18 protein-coding genes are annotated in these 20,775 nt (G+C 70.8%); 13 read left to right on the plus strand and 5 right to left on the minus strand.

Going from position 1 to position 20,775, the window contains the following annotated elements; translation table 11 throughout:
• Positions 1–46: 46 nt before the first annotated feature.
• The 5 genes from ACSHXC_RS22690 to ACSHXC_RS22710 all read left to right on the plus strand — a co-directional run bounded on the left by ACSHXC_RS22690 (position 47) and on the right by ACSHXC_RS22710 (position 5,913).
• Positions 47–1,579 carry an MFS transporter gene (locus ACSHXC_RS22690; RefSeq protein ID WP_438293348.1) on the plus strand — a complete coding sequence of 511 codons (1,533 nt, stop codon included), beginning with the start codon at positions 47–49 and terminating at the stop codon, positions 1,577–1,579.
• Between the two features lie 205 nt (positions 1,580–1,784).
• Complete coding sequence (locus ACSHXC_RS22695; protein ID WP_438293349.1) at positions 1,785–2,546, plus strand: DeoR/GlpR family DNA-binding transcription regulator; 762 nt, start codon at positions 1,785–1,787, stop codon at positions 2,544–2,546.
• Entirely contained in the window at positions 2,543–3,499 is a 957-nt protein-coding gene (pfkB, locus tag ACSHXC_RS22700) for a 1-phosphofructokinase (protein ID WP_438293350.1), read from the plus strand. The genes ACSHXC_RS22695 and pfkB overlap by 4 nt, the downstream gene beginning before the upstream one ends.
• A 40-nt stretch (positions 3,500–3,539) precedes the next feature.
• A complete protein-coding gene (locus ACSHXC_RS22705) occupies positions 3,540–5,519 on the plus strand; it encodes a PTS fructose transporter subunit IIABC (RefSeq protein WP_438293351.1) in 1,980 nt (659 codons plus the stop codon).
• A 139-nt stretch (positions 5,520–5,658) separates the two neighbouring features.
• Complete coding sequence (locus ACSHXC_RS22710) at positions 5,659–5,913, plus strand: hypothetical protein (protein WP_386153008.1); 255 nt, start codon at positions 5,659–5,661, stop codon at positions 5,911–5,913.
• Positions 5,914–5,964: 51 nt separating this feature from the next.
• Here ACSHXC_RS22710 and ACSHXC_RS22715 read toward each other — a convergent pair whose 3' ends face one another.
• The 5 genes from ACSHXC_RS22715 to ACSHXC_RS22735 all read right to left on the minus strand — a co-directional run bounded on the left by ACSHXC_RS22715 (position 5,965) and on the right by ACSHXC_RS22735 (position 11,577).
• A complete protein-coding gene (locus ACSHXC_RS22715; RefSeq protein WP_438296758.1) occupies positions 5,965–6,822 on the minus strand; it encodes a DUF6227 family protein in 858 nt (285 codons plus the stop codon).
• Positions 6,823–6,988: 166 nt separating this feature from the next.
• Positions 6,989–8,290, minus strand: coding sequence for a L,D-transpeptidase (locus ACSHXC_RS22720; protein WP_438293352.1), 1,302 nt, complete (start codon positions 8,288–8,290; stop codon positions 6,989–6,991).
• 112 nt (positions 8,291–8,402) lie between these two features.
• Complete coding sequence (locus ACSHXC_RS22725) at positions 8,403–9,425, minus strand: P1 family peptidase (RefSeq protein ID WP_438293353.1); 1,023 nt, start codon at positions 9,423–9,425, stop codon at positions 8,403–8,405.
• 302 nt (positions 9,426–9,727) lie between these two features.
• Positions 9,728–10,867, minus strand: a complete 1,140-nt coding sequence (locus ACSHXC_RS22730; protein WP_438293354.1) for a low temperature requirement protein A — start codon at positions 10,865–10,867, stop codon at positions 9,728–9,730.
• Between the two features lie 38 nt (positions 10,868–10,905).
• Positions 10,906–11,577, minus strand: a complete 672-nt coding sequence (locus tag ACSHXC_RS22735; RefSeq protein WP_438293355.1) for a sirohydrochlorin chelatase — start codon at positions 11,575–11,577, stop codon at positions 10,906–10,908.
• A gap of 470 nt (positions 11,578–12,047) precedes the next feature.
• Here ACSHXC_RS22735 and ACSHXC_RS22740 point away from each other — a divergent pair, with 470 nt between their 5' ends.
• The 8 genes from ACSHXC_RS22740 to ACSHXC_RS22775 all read left to right on the plus strand — a co-directional run bounded on the left by ACSHXC_RS22740 (position 12,048) and on the right by ACSHXC_RS22775 (position 20,471).
• A complete protein-coding gene (locus ACSHXC_RS22740; RefSeq protein ID WP_438293356.1) occupies positions 12,048–12,572 on the plus strand; it encodes a cupin domain-containing protein in 525 nt (174 codons plus the stop codon).
• On the plus strand, positions 12,569–12,967 hold the full coding sequence (locus ACSHXC_RS22745; protein ID WP_438293357.1) for a VOC family protein: 399 nt from the start codon (positions 12,569–12,571) through the stop codon (positions 12,965–12,967). The genes ACSHXC_RS22740 and ACSHXC_RS22745 overlap by 4 nt, the downstream gene beginning before the upstream one ends.
• Positions 12,968–13,643: 676 nt before the next feature.
• Complete coding sequence (locus ACSHXC_RS22750) at positions 13,644–14,507, plus strand: helix-turn-helix domain-containing protein (RefSeq protein ID WP_438293358.1); 864 nt, start codon at positions 13,644–13,646, stop codon at positions 14,505–14,507.
• Complete coding sequence (locus ACSHXC_RS22755; RefSeq protein ID WP_438293359.1) at positions 14,504–14,758, plus strand: DUF397 domain-containing protein; 255 nt, start codon at positions 14,504–14,506, stop codon at positions 14,756–14,758. The genes ACSHXC_RS22750 and ACSHXC_RS22755 overlap by 4 nt, the downstream gene beginning before the upstream one ends.
• 43 nt (positions 14,759–14,801) lie before the next feature.
• A complete protein-coding gene (locus ACSHXC_RS22760) occupies positions 14,802–15,056 on the plus strand; it encodes a DUF397 domain-containing protein (RefSeq protein WP_438293360.1) in 255 nt (84 codons plus the stop codon).
• 150 nt (positions 15,057–15,206) lie between these two features.
• Positions 15,207–15,959 carry a DUF1838 family protein gene (locus tag ACSHXC_RS22765; protein WP_438293361.1) on the plus strand — a complete coding sequence of 251 codons (753 nt, stop codon included), beginning with the start codon at positions 15,207–15,209 and terminating at the stop codon, positions 15,957–15,959.
• Positions 15,960–16,112: 153 nt separating this feature from the next.
• Complete coding sequence (nirB, locus tag ACSHXC_RS22770; RefSeq protein WP_438293362.1) at positions 16,113–18,878, plus strand: nitrite reductase large subunit NirB; 2,766 nt, start codon at positions 16,113–16,115, stop codon at positions 18,876–18,878.
• Positions 18,879–19,040: 162 nt separating this feature from the next.
• A complete protein-coding gene (locus ACSHXC_RS22775) occupies positions 19,041–20,471 on the plus strand; it encodes an MFS transporter (RefSeq protein ID WP_438293363.1) in 1,431 nt (476 codons plus the stop codon).
• Positions 20,472–20,775 lie beyond the last annotated feature (304 nt).

A 20,775-nucleotide genomic window follows, 5' to 3' on the forward strand; every position in this document is an offset into this window, starting at 1 on the left:
CCAAAGAGGACACGCTTTGACCTATAGGGGGTCTAACTTTCTTCTCATGACCTCCACCACGACCAGTAGCACCACCCCAGAGTCCGCGGCCACCGCCGCAGCAGACCGCCGCCGGTGGTTCGCCCTGGCCATCGTGATGACCGCGGCCTTCATGGACCTGGTCGACGTCACGATCGTCAACATCGCCATTCCGTCCATCCAGAAGGACACCGGGGCGAGCTTCTCCTCGATCCAGTGGATAACGGCCGGCTACGCCCTCGCGTTCGCCGCGGGCCTGATCACCGGCGGCCGCCTCGGTGACATCCACGGCCGCAAGAAGCTCTTCCTGATCGGCATCGGCGGCTTCACGCTCGCCTCCGCGCTGTGCGGCTTCGCCGCAAACCCGGAAATGCTGGTCGCCTCCCGCATCCTCCAGGGCGCGATGGCCGCCATGATGGTGCCGCAGGTCCTCTCGATCGTCCACGCCACCTTCCCCGCGCACGAGCGCGGCAAGGTCTTCGGCCTGTTCGGCGCGGTCGTCGGCCTCGGCGCGGTCTCCGGGCCGCTGCTCGGCGCGCTGCTCACCGAGTGGAACCTGTTCGGTCTCGAATGGCGCCCGATCTTCCTGATCAACCTGCCGGTCGGCATCGCGGGCCTGATCCTCGGCATCAAGTTCATCGGCGAGTCCAAGGCCCCCAAGGCCCTCAAGCTCGACCTCGTCGGCATGGTCCTGGTGACCCTCGGCCTGCTCATGCTGCTCTACCCGCTGACCCGCGGCCGTGAGCTCGGCTGGCCGCTGTGGGGCCACCTCTCGATGGCCGGCAGCGTCCTGGTCTTCGCCGGTCTCATCGCGTACGAGCGGATGAAGGCGCGGCGCGACGGCTCCCCGCTCATAGAGCTGTCCCTGTTCAAGGTGAAGAGCTTCGCGGCGGGCATCGCCGTGCAGGCCACCTTCGGTGTCGCCCTCGGCATCTTCTTCCTCGTGTGGACGCTCTACATGCAGATCGGCCTCGGCTGGAGCGCCCTGCGCGCGGGCCTGACCGGCGTGCCGTTCTCGATCGCGGTGTCGGTCGCGGCCGGCATGTCCGTGCAGAAGCTCGTCCCGCGCTTCGGCCGCAAGGTCCTCCAGGCGGGCGCCCTGACGATGGTCGCCGGGCTGCTCATCTACATCTGGGAGGCCGACCGCTACGGCATGGGCATCGCCTCCTGGCAGATGGCGCTCCCGCTGGTCGTGATGGGTCTCGGCATGGGCCTGATCGTGGCCCCGCTCACCGACGCGGTGCTCTCCGACGTTCCCAAGGAGCACTCGGGTTCCGCGTCCGGGCTCATCAACACCGTGCAGCAGATGGGCAACGCGCTCGGCCTCGGCCTGGTCTCCGTCGTCTTCTTCGGTTCGATCGGCGACGACCTCGTACCGCCGCAGCTGAACCGGGCCTTCGTGGACGGCTTCCAGCACTCGCTCTGGTACGTCGCCGGGGTCCTCGCGGTGATCTTCCTGGTCATGTTCGCGCTGCCCGCCAAGCCGCAGCAGCACGTCGAAGGCGCGGTGGACGAGGCCGGGCTCCTCGACCTGGCGAAGGACACGCAGCCGGTCGGCTGAGCCCGCCCCCCTCGCGCGATGGCCCCGCACCTTCCGAGGTGCGGGGCCGTCGGCCTGTCCGGGGCCGGGCCGGGCGGCTCCCGGCCACCGGGACCAAAGTCCGTTTGTGTCCGCAGGATGCCCGAATCGATTTACTTCCGGGAGGTGCGGCCGTAACCTGGCGGTGTAACCGCAGGTTCGGGCACGGAAACGGACGTAAACAGACATGTATGCACCGGAGCGGCAGCAGGAGATCCTGCGGATCGCGCGGGAGAGCGGGCGCGTGGACGTGCTCTCGCTCGCCGAGACCTTCCAGGTCACCGCCGAGACCGTACGGCGCGATCTGAAGGCCCTCGACCGGGCCGGTCTGGTGCGCCGCGTGCACGGCGGGGCCATCCCGGCCGGGCGGCTCGACTTCGAGCCCGACCTCGCCGAGCGCGAGTCCACCGCCGCCGACGAGAAGGACCGCATCGCGCGGGCCGCACTCGCCGAACTGCCCGCCGAGGGCAGCGTCATCCTCGACGCCGGATCCACCATCGCGCGCCTGGCCGCCGAGCTGCCCCTGGACAGCGGGCTCACCCTCGTCACCCACGCCCTGCCCGTCGCCGCCCGGCTCGCCGACCACCCCGCCATCGACCTCCACCTCGTCGGCGGCCGGGTCCGCCATCGCACCCGGGCCGCCGTCGACGCCTGGGCGCTGCGCGCCTACGGCGAGATCCGCGCCGACGTCGCCTTCCTCGGCACCAACGGGTTCTCCGCCGCCCACGGCCTCACCACCCCCGACCTCGCCGAGGCCGCCGTCAAGCGGGCCGCGATCGGCGCCGCCCGGCGCGTGGTGCTGCTCGCCGACTCCGCCAAGCACGGCCAGGAACACTTCGCCCGCTTCGGCGACATCGCCGACGTCGACCTGCTCATCACCGACCGCGGGATCGCCCCCGACGACCTCGCCGCCATCGAAGCCGCCGGCACGGACGTGATCACCGTATGAACATCCTCACCGTCACCCCCAACCCCAGCCTCGACCGCACCTACGAGGTCCCCGGCCTCGCCCGCGGCGAAGTCCTTCGCGCCACCGGCGAGCGCGTCGACCCCGGCGGCAAGGGCGTCAACGTCTCCCGCGCCGTCGCCGCCGCCGGGCACCGCACCCTCGCCGTCCTGCCGCTCGGCGGCGCCCCCGGCGCCCTGGTCGCCGAACTCCTCGGCGCCGAGGGCATCGAGGTCGCCCCCGTCCCCGTCGCGGGCCACACCCGCTCCAACATCTCGGTCGCCGAACCCGACGGCACCCTCACCAAGATCAATGCGCCGGGGCCCCGACTGACCGCCGCCGAGAGCGAGTTGCTGCTCGACACCGTCCGCAAGCACTCCGGCCGTGCCGACTGGATCGCCTGCTGCGGCAGCCTCCCGCGGGGCCTGGCACCCCAGTGGTACGCCGACCTCGTCGCCCGCGCGCACGCCGCCGGAGCCAAGGTCGCCCTCGACACCTCGGGCCCCTCCCTCATCGCCGCGCTGCGCGAACGCCCCGACGTGGTCAAGCCCAACGCCGAGGAACTCGCCCAGGCCGTCGGCCGCCCCCTCGCCACCGTCGGCGACGCGGTCAAGGCGGCCGAGGAAGTACGGGAGATGGGGGCGGGAGCCGTCCTCGCCAGCCTCGGCGCCGACGGCCAGCTCCTGGTCACGGCCTCGGGGACGTACTTCGCCTCCGCGCCCGTCGCGACCGTACGCAGCAACGTGGGAGCCGGTGACGCCTCGCTCGCCGGGTTCCTCGCGGCCGGCGGCGAAGGCCCCCGGGCGCTCGCCGCCGCCGTCGCCCACGGCGCGGCCGCCGTGCAGCTCCCCGGCAGCGTGATGCCGGCCCCCGGCGACCTCGACCCGGCAGCCGTCACCGTCACCGTCACCGACGCCGTCCCGCTGGACCGCCGCCTGACGGAACCGGCGTCATGACCCCCGCCCCCGCCCCTCACCGCCTGCAAAGGAGCCCGCGATGAGCCAGATGATCACCGCGGAACTGGTCGACCTCCACCTCGACCTGGCCGCCGACTCCAAGGAAGCCGCCGCCCGTGCGCTCGCCGAGCGGATGGCCGCCCTCGGCCGCGTCACCGATCTCGACGGCTTCCTCGCCGACGTGGCGGCCCGCGAGGCCCAGATGCCGACCGGCCTCGACGGCGGCATCGGCATCCCGCACTGCCGCAGCGCCCACGTCACCGAGCCGACCCTCGCCTTCGGGCGCAGCGCCGCCGGGATCGACTTCGGCGCGCCGGACGGCCCGGCCGACCTGATCTTCCTCATCGCGGCCCCGGCGGGCGCGGACGACGCCCACCTCTCGATCCTGTCCTCCCTGGCCCGCCAGCTGATGGACGACGGGTTCACGGCGGCGCTGCGGGCGGCGACGACGGCGGGGGAGGCGGCGGCGCTGATCGGCGGCGAGGAGGCGGCGCCCGAGCCGCAGGCCGAACAGGTCCCGGAGCCCGAGTCCCAGCCGCACGAAACCGAGCCCTTCCGGATCGTGGCCGTCACCTCCTGCCCCACCGGCATCGCCCACACCTACATGGCGGCGGAGTCCCTGGAGCGGGCCGGGCGGGCCGAGGGCGTCGAGATCGCCGTCGAGACGCAGGGCTCGTCCGGGTTCACCCGCCTCGACCCGGCCGTCATCGAAGCCGCCGACGGCGTGATCTTCGCGCACGACGTGCCCGTACGGGACAAGGAGCGCTTCGCCGGGAAGCCCACCGTGGACGTCGGCGTGAAGGCGGGCGTCAACCGCCCCGGCGAACTGATCGCGGAAGTCCGCGACAAGGCGGCCCGCGGCGAGATCACCGAGGCGGGCGCCAAGCCGTCCCCGGTGGAGGCGGCGGGCGAGCCGGGCGAGGGCTACGGCACCAAGCTGCGCAAGTGGCTGATGTCGGGCGTCAGCTACATGGTGCCGTTCGTCGCGGCGGGCGGCCTGCTCATCGCGCTCGGCTTCGCCATCGGCGGCTACAAGGTCAGCGACGCGCCCTTGGTCACGGACCACTTCCTGTGGACCGACAGCGGCAGCTGGGCCGCGCTGCTCTTCCAGGTCGGCGGCGTCGCCTTCAAGTTCCTCGTCCCGGTCCTGGCCGGCTACATCGCGTACGGAATGGCCGACCGGCCGGGCCTGGTGCCCGGCTTCGTCGGCGGCGCGATCGCCCTCGACATCAAGGCGGGCTTCCTCGGAGGCCTGGCGGCCGGTCTGATCGCGGGCGCCGTGGTCATGGCGATCCAGAAAGCCAGGATCCCGGCACCACTACGCGGCATCATGCCGGTGGTGGTGATCCCGCTGATCTCCTCGGCGGTCGTCGGCTTCCTGATGTTCCTGGTCATAGGCGAACCGATCTCCAAGCTCCAGTCCGCGCTGACCGGTTGGCTCAACGGCCTGGGCGGCGCCAACGTGATCGTCCTCGGCGTGATCCTGGGCCTGATGATGTGCTTCGACCTGGGCGGCCCGCTCAACAAAGTCAGCTACACCTTCGCGGTCGGCGGGCTCGCCGAGGGGAGCGACGGCAGCTTCAAGGTGATGGCGGCCGTGATGGCCGCGGGCATGGTCCCGCCGCTGGCGATGGCCCTGGCCACCACCGTACGGGGCCGCCTGTTCACCCGTGCCGAGCGCGAGAACGGCAAGGCGGCCTGGGTGCTCGGGGCGTCGTTCGTCACCGAGGGCGCGATCCCGTTCGCCGCCGCCGACCCGCTGCGGGTCATCCCCTCCGCGATGGCGGGCGGCGCGGTCACCGGCGCCCTGTCGATGGCCTTCGGCTGCACCCTGCGGGCACCGCACGGCGGGATCTTCGTGGTGCCGCTGATCGGCAACGCCTTCCTGTACCTCCTGGCCGTCGCCGCGGGCACGGTGGTCAGCGCCGGCCTGGTCATCCTGCTCAAGGGACTGCGCAAGCAGCAGCCCGAGAGCCCCGTCCCGGCGCTCGACGAGGAGAAGGTGGCGGTCGCCGCCTGAGTGGTTCGACCCGATATGCCCGGTCCCTGGCGCGGGGCCGGGCATCTTCGGCCGTCATGGCGTGACATGTACCACTTGAGGACCAAAGTCCCTGCATCTCCCTGCCACAAGTCCCGGCCCATGTTGTCTACTGGGGCGCGTGGCTCAGAACATCACGATCATTCAGCAGATAGGCCTCTCCGTCCTCGCTGCGGCGAGTGTCGCCTGGGTCGTCGGCCTGGTCCGCATACTGCGCCGGGAGCGCGCCGACCGGGCCGAGTGGCATGCGCTGCGCACCCTGCGCGCGGTGGGCCGGCAGGCCGGGCCGCCCGCCCAGGAGAAGGTGGCGCTCACCGAGGCGGAGCGGGCCGCCTTCGCGGGCCTGATCCGCCAGCTCGATCCGCGCAGTTCCTGAACGTACGGCCGGAACGTACGGCCCGAGGTGAGCTGGGGGCCCGCGCGGCCCTCAACTCACGTGTGCGCGGCGCTCCATGGCGGCCCTGGCCGCCTGTTCGGTCGCGTACACCTCGCACATGTGGCGGCCGTCCGGAGTCGCCGTGTGCTCGACCTCCCACAGGCTCAGCTCGCCGCCGTCGAGCAGCAGGAACGCGTGCTCGTACAGCGTGAACGCGGCATCCCGGCCGGGCGTGCGGCAGCGGCTGCCGAAGGCCTGGGTGATCCGGTGCGCGTGCGCGGCCCGCAGCCTCAGCGCCGTCCGCTCGCCCGGCCGGTCCGGGTTCTCGGCGCGGCGAAGGAGCCGGCGCGCATGGTCGGCGGAGTCGTCCGGGGCGTACGGGTGGGGGCGCGGCGCGGCACCGTCCCGCTCGGCGAGGGAGTCGGGGCCGAAGCCGGCCTCCCAGCAGTCCTCGAAGTCCTGGAGCGGGCCGCTGGCGCCGCCCCCGTATCCGCTCAACTCGGCCTCCAGCGCGCCGAGTTCTTCGTCCGGGTGAGGGGGCTCGTGGGGAAGGGCCCTGCGGCGCAGCCGGGCGGCGGCGATACGGGCGTCCTCCTCGGCCGCGTACACCTCGTGCGCGTACTCGCGGCCGTCGTGGTGGGCCAGTTCCCACAGGGTGACGGTGGTGCCGTCCAGGAGCAGATAGCAGTGCCGGTACGTCTCGCGGCTCAGGCGGTGGCCGCCGGGGCCCGCCGCCGAAGTGTGCAGCGAGGAGTGCAGCGAAGTGGTGTGCGCCATCGCCAGGGCGAGGCGCTCGACGAGCTCGTCCGGCAGGTCGAAGGAGTTCAGGGCCCGCCCCAGGAGTGCGGCCAGCTGTTCCTGGGCCGAGTCGTCACCGGGGCCGCGCTCGCCGTCGAGCGGGTGGGGCACATGGAGCACCAAGGCTTCTCCTGGCCGTCGCTGTTGGTCACGTAGAAGGTGCTCAACGTAGCCCCTGAGGGCGGATTGCGCAGCGGGCATGGCCGAAACTTTTCCGGCCGGCACCCCGTCAAAGGGTTACCGGCCGGTCAAGTCTCTTGCGGAGAAGGTGAGTTGGTCAGGAGGCGCTGTCCGCGGTCCACTGAGCCCACGGCATGTTCCAGCCGTTCAGGCCGTTCTCCGGGGCGATCGTCTTGTCGGGCGAGCCCTTCACGACGACCACGTCACCGATGAGGCTGTGGTCGAACATCCACTTGGCCGGAGTGTCGCCGGAGGCGCCCTTCACGTCCTTCATGCCGACGCAGCCGTGGCTGGTGCCCTCGTTGCCGAACACCGAAGGGTCGCCCCAGTAGTTGCCGTGGATGAAGGTGCCCGAGGTGGACAGGCGCATCGCGTGCGGCACGTCCTTGATGTCGTACTCGCCGCCGAAGCCCACGCTGTCACCGTTCATGCGGGTCTGCGTGAACTTCTCGGAGATCACCATCTGCCCGTTGTAGGTGGGGTGTTCGGAGCTTCCGGTCGACACCGGAATCGTCTTGATGGTCTTGCCGTCCTCCTGGACGGTCATCTCCTGCGTCTTCACGTCGACGGTGGAGACCTGGTTGCGGCCGATGGTGAAGGTGACTTCCTTCGACTGCACGCCGTAGACGCCCTTGGCTCCCTCGACCTTGTCCAGGTCGATCTTCATGGTGACCTTGGAGCCGGCCTTCCAGTACTGCTCGGGCCGGAAGTCCAGACGCTGCGAGTTGAACCAGTGCCCGACGACCTGCTGCCCGCTGCTGCTGGTCACCGTGATGTGCGAGAGGACGTCCTTCTTGTTGGTGATCTCCTTGTTGAAGTCGAAGGACACCGGCATGCCGACGCCGACCGTGGAGCCGTCGTCAGGGGTGTAGTTGGCGATGAAGCTGTCCTTGGCCGACACGGTGGAGAACTGCGAGTTCTCCGTCGCGGCCCGGCCCTTGTCGTCCTTGCCGTTGGCGGTGATCCGGTACTGGGTGCCGCGCTCGACCTTTCCGGTCGGCTTCCAGGAGAGCCCGTCGGCGGCGAGCGTGCCGGGCACGGCCTTGCCGCCCTGCACCTCGGTCATCGTCACGTCGGACAGCTTGCCGCCCTCGGCCTTGACCGAGACGTCGTTGATGGAGGCGTTGGTGGAGCCGTTCTTCGCCGAGATGGTGATCTTCAGCGTCGAGGCGTCCTTGGCGGCCGAGGCGTCCGCGCCCTTGCCGCCCTTGGCGTCGTCGTTCGCCTTCGCGTCGCCGCCGCAGGCGGTCAGCGCGAGCGCGCCGACCAGGAGGCCCGTGGCCCCCGCGACGATCCTGACCCGACGCCGGGCGAGCGGACGCGCGGGGCGCGGGGTGCTGCTGAACTGCTGAGGCTGCGCTGCGTTGTCCGACGCCGGCGGTGTCACGGGCTGCTCCATGTCTGCGTGGTGTCCTGCGAAATGAATCCAGTACGGACATAGAGAACCCAAATGGCCCAATGGTTGCGAGCCCCGACAGTGACGGCGGTCACAATCGGGGCTCTCGGGAGGCTCAACTCCCGTACAGATCCCCATAAGAGGGGAAAGTCCCCCCGGGCCCCTCGATGCTCTGGGCGGCCCGCACGCCCCGCACGATCGCCCGCGCGACGACGTCGGCCCCGGCGGCCAGGACGTGGTTCAACTCCTCGGGGCCGAGGGGGCCCACTGTGCCGGAACCATGCGATCCGGTGGCGAGGGCGAAGATCGTGTCCCCGTCGTGCATCAGGTGTACGGGGCGAATGGCGCGGGCGAGCCCGTCGTGGGAGGTCCCGGCGAGCTTCTGCGCCTGCGGCCGGGTCAGCCGGGCGTCGGTGGCGACGACGGCGAGGGTGGTGTTGAGCGGCGGCATCGCGGTGCGGGCCGCGGCGAGCCGCGCCTGGGCGCCCAAGTGCTGTTCAGGGGAGGGGAGTTGAGGAACTGGAACATCTCCGTACTCTCCGTACAAGGCGCCGTTGTGGGGGTCGACGGGGGAGCCGACGGCGTTGACGACGGCGAGGGCGGCCACTGTCGCCCCGGAGGCGAGGGTGACGCTCGCGGTGCCGACGCCGCCCTTGAGGCCGCCGACCACGGCGCCGGTCCCGGCCCCCACGTTGCCTTCCGCCACCTCGCTCCCGGCGGACGCGGCCGCCTCGACGGCCGCCCGGCCCACCGCCGCGTCGGGCCTGGCCCGCCAGTCGCCGCCGCGCCCCAGGTCGAACAGGCAGGCCGCGGGCACGACCGGGACCACCTGGTGCGGCTCGGGCCCCACCCGCACCCCGCGCCGCTGCTCCTCCAGCCAGGCCATCACCCCGGCCGCCGCGTCGAGCCCGTACGCGCTGCCGCCGGTCAGCACGACGGCGTCGATGCGCTCGACGACGTTCTTCGGGTCGAGCGCGTCGGTCTCCCGGGTGCCAGGGCCGCCGCCGCGCACGGCGACGGCGGCGACCGCGCCGCCGGGCGGGGCGAGCACGACGGTCGTGCCGCTCAGTGCGTTCGGTCCGGGCACGGCCGCGTGCCCGACGAGGAACCCGGCCACATCGGTGAGGGAATTGTTCATAGCCCCCTCCCTACCACGGCAGTTGGGCCACCGCGGCAGCTGACGGGGTGGGGGTGGGGTGGTGAGTGCGGGTCGGGGGTGGCTGGTCGCGCAGTTCCCCGCGCCCCTAGCAGGGTCGATGCTGGCCAGGACCGGCATCTTCAGCCCGTCCGGCGTTTGAGGACGAGCGCCCTTCAGGCGCGAACGGGGTCTGGGGCGGAGCCCCAGGAGTCCGGTTCAGCGCATCCACACCCCCGGAGGCCACGCGGCGGAGCCGCAGAGTGTCGCAGCGGGAAGGGGCGGGGTGGGGGAAAGCCCCCGGGTCAAGCCTCCGCCCGGCGGTGGCTCAGCGTCCAGCCGACCGCGACGGTCACCGCCGCCACCGCCCCGGCCAGCGGCACCCCCGTCCGCCCCGCGAACGTACACCCGAGGATCACCAACGCCGAGACAGGCAAGGTAAGTTGCTGCGCAGGGCCCCGCTTGAAGTGGCGGGAGTGCAGCCCCCACACCGTCAGCATGAACAACGCCGCCGGCACCGTCACCGCGGAGGCCGCCGCGATCGCCGAGATGTGTGCCTTGCCGACGGTCTGCTCGATCGCGACCTCCATCCCCGCCCCGATCGCCGCCGCCGACGCGAGCACCACGTAATGCCCGTAACCCCACAGGAACGCCTGCCGGTTGGAGGTGAGGTGGTCGTGGATGGGCACCGCGAAGTAGATCCACCACGCGGCGAACACGATGAGCAGCCCGCCCGCCGCGAGCGGCAGCAGATCGCCGAGCTCGTCGTGCTCGTCGAGGGCCTCCTGTACGGCGATGGTGGCCGCCGACACCGTCTCGCCGAGCACGATCAGCGTGAAAAGGCCGTACCGCTCGGCAATGTGGTGCGGATGCCAGCTCGTGGTGTGGCGGAGTTCGGCGAGCACGGGGACGGACAGTTCGGCCAGGGCGAGCAGCGGGAACACCCAGGTGCGGGCGGAGTCCGGGACGAACAGCATGCCGACCCAGCCGAGCTGGCACACCACGAGCCCGGCCGCGTACCGCAGGCACACCTGGCGTTCGGCCGGGTCCCGGCTGCTCGCGGCGGCCCGCAGCCACTGGCTGGTCAGCGCGAGCCGCATCACGATGTAGCCGATGACGCTGATCGTGAAGTCGCCGTCGTCGAACGCGCGCGGCACGCCCGCCGCCAGGATCAGCACGCCGGTGATCTGCACGAGCGTCACGACCCGGTACAGGGCGTCGTCGGTGTCGTACGCCGAGGCGAACCACGTGAAGTTCATCCACGCCCACCAGATCGCGAAGAACACGGCTGCGTATCCCGCGAGCCCCGTGCCCACGTGCCCCTCCGCGAGCGCGTGGACGAGGCGGGCGCCGGCCTGGGCGACGGCGACGACGAAACAGAGGTCGAAGAACAGCTCCAGCGGCGTCGAGGCGCGGTGTGCCTCGTGGCGGCTGCGTGCGGTCATGCGTGGCATGCGCACAGCACACCAGACGGCCCGGTGCGCTAGGCGGCCAACACTTCCGGCCGCATGGATTCGTACCGGTTCAGCACAAGGCGGGCGAGGAGCGGGTGGTCGGCGATCGGCGCGGACACGGCGTGCACGCCGGGGGTCGCGGCGGCCAGCGCGTCCAGGGCGCGGGTGAAGCGGCCGGGGGCGAGGAGGTGGGCGGCGATGGTGATCCGCCGGTGGCCCGCGTTCTCCAGCTGGGCCACGCGCTCGGGGACGGTCGGCGATGCGGCGCCGCAGTACGCGTCGAGTACGGGGATGTCGGGGTGCGCGGCGCTCAACTCCCGTACGACGGCGCGGGTTCCGTCATTTCCGTGCGGGCGGGTCGAACCGGCGCCCGCGACGACGATGGCGTCCCCGGGGCCGCCTGCCGCGAGCAGCCGCACGTGTACGGCGCGGGCGACGTCCGGCTCTCCCGCGAGCCCGTCGGTGACGGTGCAGCGGAAGCGGCGGGCGATGGCGGGGATGTCCACGCGGCGGTGGTAGCCGTCGCCGAGGAGGAGGGGCACGACGGTGGCCCCGGGGTTCCTGGCGAGGACGTCGGCGAGGGACGGCCGCTGCCCGTCCAGGTGCCCTACGAGGGTGGGTACGGCCAGTGCCCGTACGAGGCGGCCGATGGTGGTGGCTGCCTCGGGGGCGGGGCTGCCGTGCACGGCGACGACCAGCATGTTCGCGACGACCTCCCGTCCGGGGGGGGAGAGAGTGGGCGCCGGGGTGGTGTCGTGGCACCCCGGCGTTCCTCACGCTAACGCGGTGGGGGGCGGGTGCGGCCCCGCCAAAGTCCCGTTCCGGGGGGACCTTTTCCCCACCCCGCCCCTTCCCTAGACCCTCCGGGGGTGAAAGTGCTCCTGGGGCTCCGCCCCAGACCCCGTTCGCGCCTTAAGGGCGCTCGTCCTCAAACGCCGGACGGGCTGAAATGCCCGGTGCGGGCCAGCACCAACCCCGCCAGGGGCGCGGGGAACTGCGCAAAGAACCACCCACGGCCCGCACGCCGAAGGGTCAGGGGAGTCGGGGCACAGCCCAGGAGGTGCCGCAGTGCCACCCCTCAAGGAACGGAGGCCGCACCTCCAGATTGGCCCACCTCAAACGCGCCAAATTGGCCTGTTCATAGAGCCGTTCAAGATCGTAAAGTCGGGGCATGACCCAGGAAACGACCTCCCAGGCCGCCCGGACCACCCCGCCGTTCCAGCCCGTGCTCACCCGCCGCGGCGACGCCGAGACCTGTGCGGACCCCAGCAGCGTCATGACGCTGCTCGCCGACTCGGACCGTACGGCCGACGGCTTCACCACCTACCGGTCCACCTTCGCCAAGGGGGCCGTGGGGGCGCCCGCCCACTTCCACACCAAGGCGAGCGAGCTGTTCTTCGTGATCAGCGGGTCCCTCCAGGTGCTGGTGGGCGAGGAGGTCACCGTCCTGGAGGCCGGCGACTTCCTGGCCGTGCCGCCGCACACCCCGCACGCCTTCGCCGCCGCGCCCGGCTGCGAGGCCGACGTCCTGTTCGTGTTCACCCCGGGCATGGGCCGCTTCGACTATCTGCGCCTGCTCGGCCGGGTCATGCGCGGCGAGGCCGACCCGAAGGAGATCGCCGAGTCCGCCGAGCGGTTCGACAACCACTACTGCGACAGCCCCGCCTGGCGCGCCGCCCTGGAGGCGTCCGCATGATCGATGCCGCGACCCACGTCCGGGTGGCCCGGCCCTCGCGGGACCTCGTCGCCGCCGAGCACTTCTATGTCGACGGCCTCGGCCTGGACGTCCTGTGGCGCACCACCGAGCGCGTCTCCGGCGAGCACGACCTCGTGATGGTCGGCCCGTCCGGCGGCTCCTGGCACTTCGAGCTGACCAACGACCCCGAGCACCCGCTGGAGCCGACCCCGACCGTGGACGACCTCTTCGTGGTCTACCTCGGCACCCCCGTGGACGACGCCCTGGTCGACCGCCTCGTCGCGGCCGGCGGAACCCGCGTCCCCGCGCACAACCCGTACTGGGACGAGTACGGCGTCACCCTCGCCGACCCGGACGGCTACCGCCTGGTCCTGTGCTCCCGCACCTGGGGCTGAGCGGACCCCGGCCGATCGCGGGTTCCTGATCGCTCGCCCCGGCCAGCGGTGGTCCCAAGGGTGCCCCAACTCCGCGTGTGCGTAGGCGAGTTGTACCCAATCGGCGACCATCTCCGGGTCGCCGACTTCAGCGGCCTCGATCCCGAGCGTCTTGACCCGGGCGCACACGGGGCAGGTTTTCGGGTCGACCCGGCCGGGCCGTGGTTTCGTGAAGTCCGCGACGTCCAATGCGGCTGGGTTCAGCATGCTGGCCCCTCCCTCCCGAGCGCGGGCCGCGCTCAGCACTCGTCGTCGCGCTTATGGGGGTGCTGCCGGATGGTGTCGGTGGCTTGGGTCACGTCTGCGGTGTTGCCCGCCATGTGCGCGTGCGCGCGAGCGGTACTGGCGGCCGAACAGGTGCCGCAGCCGGGGTGAGGTACGGATTCGAGCCGAGGCGCGTGCCGCGCTGGAGAAGTCATGGGTTCCAACCGCCTTTGCAGTCCTTGCAGTCCGGTCAGTGCTGCCCTGAGTACGTCAGGGGTGGGTGGTGCGTACGGGCCCCGTGAGACCCAGTCCGGGGCGAGTCGCCAGAAGCCGCCTCTCGCATCGAGTGACACGGATCCCTCCTCTCTGTAGCGAAAGCGCTACCAGGAGTGTTCGGCGTGGGCCACACTTGGGCAGCATTCAACCTGTCCGAATGGAACGAAGGGTTGGTGAACTGCCTTTGAATCGCAAGGACTTGAATCCGGACGCGTCTCCTCAGGCGGCTTACGGGGCGCGCCTACGCAGTTTGCGGGAGGCGCGTGGCTGGACTCAGGAGGACCTTGCCGAGCGCACGGACTATTCCAGCGTGCACATCTCGGCAGTTGAAACTGGGCGCAAGCCTCCAACCCTCCGCTTCTCGCGCAGCGCGGACAGGGCGCTCGGCACAGAGGGCACGGCCGAAGCGTTTGAGCTGCAATACCGCGAGATCAAGCACGGCGGCCTGCTGGAGGGGTTCCCGCAGTACGTAGAGCTGGAGGGCCGGGCGGTGGAGATCCGGCTGTACGAAATCGGGATCGTGCCCGGGCTTCTCCAGACCGCGGAGTACGCGCGGGTGCTGGCCTACAGCGCCGTGCGGCGGGGCACCATCACACCCGAACAGGCCGATGAACGCGTCTCGTTCCTCGCGAGGCGACAAGAGGCGCTGGTGCGGACACGCCCGCCCTCGATGCTGGTGGTGATGGACGAGAGCTGCATCCGCAGGCCGATCGGTGGCCCCGAGGTCATGGACGCCCAGCTCGACCGGCTGGTGGAGTTCGCCGCGCTGCCGAACACCGTGCTCCAGATCGCCCCGTACAGCATGGGGGAACGCCGCCCGTTCGATCTCCCGGTGAACTTGCTGACGTTGGCGGACCTGTCCGTGACCGCGTACGCGGAGTCCCAGATGCGGGGCCACTTCGACCGGGACACGGCCACCGTGCTTCCCCTGCTGGCGGCCTACCATCAGCTACAGGCCGAAGCGCTGCCGCAGGCGGCGTCGGTGGACCTGATCAACGAGGCGCGAAAGGGCAACCCGTGACCACGACCGACTCCCTCCACTGGACCAAGTCTTCGTACAGCAACAATGGCGGCAACTGCATCGAGGTGTGCGCCTGGACCAAGTCTTCGTACAGCAACAACGGCGGCGACTGCATCGAGGTCGCCACCAGCCTCGCCGACTCGCACAGTGTGGCCGTCCGCGACAGCAAGAACCCCAACGGCCCCGCACTCATACTCACGGCGGCCGCGTTCACCGGGCTCGTGGAGTTCGCCAAGCGTGCCGACGCGTAGCGGTATCTGTACCCGTGATCGGGCAGGCAGGAAGGGGCACTCCGTGACAGCCGAACCCAACCTCCGCTGGTTCAAGTCCAGTTACAGCAACAACGGCGGCGATTGCATCGAGGTGTGCGCCTGGATCAAGTCTTCGTACAGCGACAACGGCGGCAACTGCATCGAGGTCGCCACCGACCTCACCGCCTCGCACAGCGTGGCCGTCCGTGACAGCAAGAACCCCCACGGACCCACCCTCCTACTCGCGCCGCAGGCCTTCGCCGGACTCGTAGAGTTCGCCAAGCGCGTCGACGCGTAGTGGCCCGTACGAGCTGAAGCCCCGCCCCTTCGCAGCCGCGGGGCTTCCTGCCCTCGGGCGGCGGCCCGGGAAGGGCTGTTTCCGGCCGCCCTCGCCCCGCGCGGGGTGTTTCCCTCGCGGCCGGGGCGACGGCCGCGCACAGTGGTGCGTATGACGACACCGACACCCGCAGAACTGCTCCGCGACTTCGCCCGCACCCGTGCCTCGCTCGACGGCGAGGAGGTCACCTACTGGTGGTCCGGAGACGTGTACTCCTGGGCCCCCGACGAGCCCTACCAGCGCCTCTTCGGCTTCGAGGGGCTCAACGTCGCCCGGCTCGTCCAGGACGAAGAGGCCGGGCCGGACGCCTATCAACTGCTCACCCGGGAAGCCGCGTTCTACCTCGACCCCGGCACCCGTGAGATTCTGGAAACCTGGCAGGACCTGCCCGTGGTGCACGTCTGGAACGACCCGGCGAACCAGAAGTGGCGGCCCTTCCCGATCCCGACGACCGAGCTCGGCGGACAGGTCTGCTTCAGTCTGGAGATCCCGCTCGCCTATCCGTCGCCGCTGCCGGTGGCCCAGTACCCCCGCCACTCGGCCGGTGACACGTACAAGGCGCTGGAACTCTTCCAGTTCTTCGCCGACCGTGCCGACCTGGCAGGCCCCGCGCCCAGCGTCCCGGCCACCATGTCGTGGACCCGGATGTCCCCGTGGCTCCCCTGGATGGCCCGGGGCCAGCGGCCCGGCGGGCTCACCTTCCACTGCCGGGGCCGCAAGCTCGGCTCGTACGCCGAGGTTCCCGAGCGCACGCGCGCCTACATAGCCGACCGCCATCCCGAGTTCGCCCAGGCCCCCGAGAAGTGGAGCGAGCCGAACGAAACCAGCTGGACCTACTTCCGCAAGCTCAACCCGCCGACGTAGCCTCCCGAAGCGGGTCCAAGTGCCCTGTCCAGGAGGCCGCAAGGCCCTGGTGGGGAGGGCTTTTTCGGCGGCCGGGGCGGGCTCGGGCGGTCTAGCGTCGAGGGGGTAGACCCCCGTCGACGGGGTAGACCCCCAGCCCCCCGGAGCGAAGCCATGCCGCACCCCGCGACGCAGAACCTCGTGCTGATCGGCCACGGCATGGTCGGCCACCGCCTCCTGGAGGCGCTCGCCGAGCGTGGGGCCCTGGCGGCGCCCGGCGCCCCCGGCTGGCACGTCACCGTACTCGCCGAGGAAGACGTCCCCGCATACGACCGCGTACACCTGTCGTCCGCCTTCACGGGGGCCACGCCCGAGCAACTCGTCCTGACTGATGGGGAGTTCATGCGGCGGCACGGCATCGACCTGCGGCTCGGCGATCCCGCCGAAGTCGTCGACCCCGCCGCCCGCACCGTCACCACCACCTCCGGCGCGGTCGTCCCGTACGACACGCTCGTGCTCGCCACCGGCTCCTACCCCTTCGTGCCGCCCATCCCCGGCGCCGACGCCACCGGCTGCTTCACCTACCGCACCCTCTACGACGTCGAGCAGCTCACCCAGTACGTACGCGACGGCGCCCGCACCGGTGTCGTCATCGGCGGCGGGCTGCTCGGTCTGGAGGCGGCCGGTGCGCTGCGCACCCTCGGGCTCCAGACGCACGTCGTCGAGTTCGCGCCCCGCCTCATGCCGCTCCAGGTCGACGACGGGGGCGCGGCAGCCCTGCGCACCACCATCGAGTCCATGGGCGTCGCCGTGCACACCGGCGTCGGCGCACACGAGGTCGAGCTGGACGACGCCGGGCGGGTGCGCGAGCTGCGGCTCAGCGACGGGCGCCACATCGGCGCCGATGTCGTCGTGTTCTCCGCCGGGGTGCGGCCGCGCGACCGGCTCGCCCGCGCGTGCGGGCTCGCCGTCGGCGACCGGGGCGGCGTCGTCGTCGACGCGTACTGCCGCACCACCGACCCGTACATCTACGCCATCGGCGAATGCGCCCAGAGCGTCGACGGGAGGGTCTACGGCCTGGTCGCGCCCGGCTACCAGATGGCCGAGACCGTCGCCGAGCGCCTCGCGGGCGAGGGTGTCCTCACCTTCACCGGCGCTGACACCTCCACCAAGCTCAAGCTGATGGGCGCCGACGTCGCCTCCTTCGGCGACCCCTTCGCCACCTCGGAGACCGGCGCCGTCGAGGTGCTCTTCTCCGACGGACGCGAGGGCGTCTACAAGAAGCTCCTCCTCGGGCCCGACGGGCGGCTCCTCGGCGGCATCCTGGTCGGCGACGCCGACGCGTACGGCTCGCTCAAGCCGCACACCGGACGCCAACTCCCGGCCCCAGCGGAGGTGTTCATCGCCCCCAGCGGCGGCGAGGCGCCCGGAGCCGACGCCCTGCCCGACGACGCCGTCGTCTGCTCCTGCCACAACGTCACCAAGGGAGACGTGCGCGGCGCGATTGCCGAGCACGGGCTCAGCGACATCGGCGGCATCAAGCGGTGCACCAAGGCCGGCACCGGCTGCGGCGGCTGCATCGGGTCCCTCCAGGCCGTCCTCGACACCGAGCTGGCCGCCGCCGGCCACGCCAAGGCACGCGGACTCTGCGAGCACTTCGAGCTCTCCCGGTCCGAGATCTACGCCGTCGTCAAGAACCAACAGATCCGCTCCTTCAGTGAGTTGATGGAGCGTCATGGCGTGGGCGGGGAAGGGTGTGCTGTCTGCAAGCCCGTTGTCGGGAATGTGCTGGGCACGCTTGCGCCCGAACTCGGCCTCGGGCACGTCCTCGACGGGGAGCAGGCCACCCTCCAGGACTCCAACGACCTCTTCCTCGCCAACCTCCAGAAAGACGGCACGTACTCCGTCATCCCGCGCGTCCCCGGCGGCGAGGTCACCCCCGAACAGGTCATCGTGCTCGGCGAGGTCGCCCGCGACTACGACCTCTACACCAAGATCACCGGTGCCCAGCGCATCGGCCTCTTCGGCGCCCGCGCCGACCAGCTCCCCGACATCTGGCGGCGCCTGGGCACAGCCGGCTTCGAGTCGGGGCAGGCGTACGGAAAGTCGCTGCGCGCCGTCAAGTCCTGTGTGGGCGCCCGGTTCTGCCGCTTCGGGCAGGGCGACTCCATCCAGCTCGCCATCGACCTGGAACAGCGTTACAGGGGGCTGCGCACCCCGCACAAGTTCAAGGGCGGCGTCTCCGGCTGCCTGCGCGAATGCGCCGAGGCACGCGGCAAGGACATCGGCGTCATCGCCACCGCCGGCGGCTGGAACCTGTACGTCTGCGGCAACGGAGGCGCCCAGCCGCGTCACGCGGACCTCCTCGCCTCGGACCTGTCCACCCCCGAGCTCTTCAAGACCGTCGACCGGTTCCTCATGTACTACGTGCGCACCGCCGAACGCCTGGAGCGCACCGCCGCCTGGATCGAGCGCATCGACGGCGGACTCGACCACCTCAAGGACGTCCTGCTCGCCGACTCCCTCGGCATCTGCGCCGAGCTCGAAGCCCAGATGGACCGCCACGTCGCCGCCTACCAGGACGAATGGCAGGCCGTCCTCGCCGACCCCGCCGCCCTCGACCGCTTCGGCCGCGTCGACTTCGGCGCCGTCGACGACCTGGAACCCGGCCGAGGCCGCCCCGCCCGGCTCCCCGACGGCACCGAGGCCGCCCTGTTCAAGTCCCGTACGGGTCAGGTGTACGCGGTGTCCAACCGCGACCCGTTCTCCGGCGCCGACGTCATCGCGGGCGGCATCATGGGCAGCCGCGACGGCATCCCCGTCGTCACCTCGCCCATGCACAAGCAGGACTTCGACCTGCGCACCGGCCAGTGCCTCGACGACCCGGACGTCTCCCTCCCCGTCGTCGACCTCACGGACGTGCCCGTCACCCGGTTCTAGAACGTTCTAGAACCCGGGCGGCCTTTGTCCCTGGGGGCCGTACGGCAGCCCCCTCGGGGACCTAGGGCCGCCCGCACTCATGGCATTCGCCTCTCACCCCCACCCCGGCCTCAGGCGCACCGTGGATATGTCAGGACTCGTCTCAACCCCCTGGGAAGCACCATGAGTTCCGCGCTCCAGCCGTCCACCCGGCAAGACGCCGGCCCCGACGCCACAGCCACGTACGACCCGGAGAACTACCGGCCCGGCCGCACCATCGCCGAATGGGAGCCGGAGAACGAGGTCTTCTGGCGCTCGGTCGGCCGGAAGGTCGCCAACCGGAACCTGTGGATCGCCGTCCCCGCCCTGCTCGTCGCCTTCGTGGTGTGGCAGGTGTGGTCCGTCACCGCGACGAACCTCAAGGACGTCGGCTTCTCCTTCTCCACCTCGCAGCTGTTCTGGCTCACCGCCATCCCCGGCCTGACCGGCGGCACGGCCCGCATCCTCTACACCTTCCTCGGCCCGAGGATCGGCCAGCGCCGCTTCACCGCGCTGTCGACGGTCGTGCTGATCGTGCCGCTGATCTGGCTCGGCATCGCCATCCAGGACACCTCCACCCCGTACGGCGTCATGGTGATCATTGCGGCGCTGTGCGGCATCGGCGGCGCCAACTTCGCCTCCTCGCTCGCCAACATCGGCTTCTTCTTCCCGAAGAAGGAGAAGGGCAACGCCACCGGTATCAACGGCGGCCTCGGCAACCTCGGCGTCTCCGTCGTCCAGCTCCTGACCCCGATCGTCATCACCTTCTCGACCATCGCGATCGGCACCGCCCAGCACAAGAAGGACGGCACCCCGGTCTACCTGCAGAACGCCGCGTTCCTGTGGGTCCCCGTCCTGATCGTGCTCGCGCTGATCGCCTGGTTCGGCCAGAACGACCTGAAGGTCGCCTCCACCCCCTTCAGCCGCCAGAAGGTCATCTTCAAGCGCAAGCACAACTGGCTGATGACCTGGCTGTACGTCGGCACCTTCGGCTCCTTCATCGGCTTCGCCGCCGCCCTGCCGCTGCTGATCAAGACGACCTTCCCGGCCTACTCGGTGGCCACCTACGCCTGGATGGGCCCGGCGCTCGGCGCACTGGCCCGCTGGGCCGGCGGCTGGATCGCCGACAAGCTCGGCGGCGCGAAGGTCACCATCATCTCCTTCGTCGGCATGTCCCTCTCGATCGTCGGCGTCATTAACTTCCTGCCGGCAGGCGGCGATTCGGGCAACTTCTACGGCTTCTTCGCCTGCTTCCTGGCCGCGTTCCTCTTCTCCGGAATCGGCAACGGCTCGACCTTCCGGCAGATCTCGGTGATCTTCCGCAACCAGCACCTGAAGGGCCTGACCGAGGGCACCCCCGAGTACGCCAGGGCGCTCAAGCAGGCCGAGATGGAGGCGGGCGCCGTCACCGGCTTCACCTCCGCCGTCGCCGCCTACGGCTTCTTCTTCATCCCGGCGATGTTCGCCAACTTCGCGGTGACGAGCGCGATGTGGGGCTTCGTGGCCTTCTACGTCAGCTGCATCGTGGTGGCGTGGTGGTTCTACGCCCGGAAGGGTGCGGAGGCGCCCAGCTAGGTCTTATTCCTTCGCTTGAACGGGGCTCGCACGGAATGTGCGGGCCCCGTTATCTATATGTTTCGGTACGTACCGCGAAATTCTTGTGAATGGATTCACAAGTGAACTAGGGGCCAAAGTCCTGAATGAACGCCCAGGTCAGGGTGGGTGGCAAGTGGTGAGGGAGGGGCGGGACAGGGCTTTCGGCCCGGATCTGGTGACCTATGCCGCCGCATTTGATCGATCAAAAGGAGTGGAATGGGAAGCGGTCGAAGAGCTTCGGCTCGACGGCACGAAGTACGACGTCAACGGTGATTCGGAAGGG

This window comes from Streptomyces sp. HUAS TT7 (assembly GCF_051550175.1).
GTDB lineage: Bacteria > Actinomycetota > Actinomycetes > Streptomycetales > Streptomycetaceae > Streptomyces.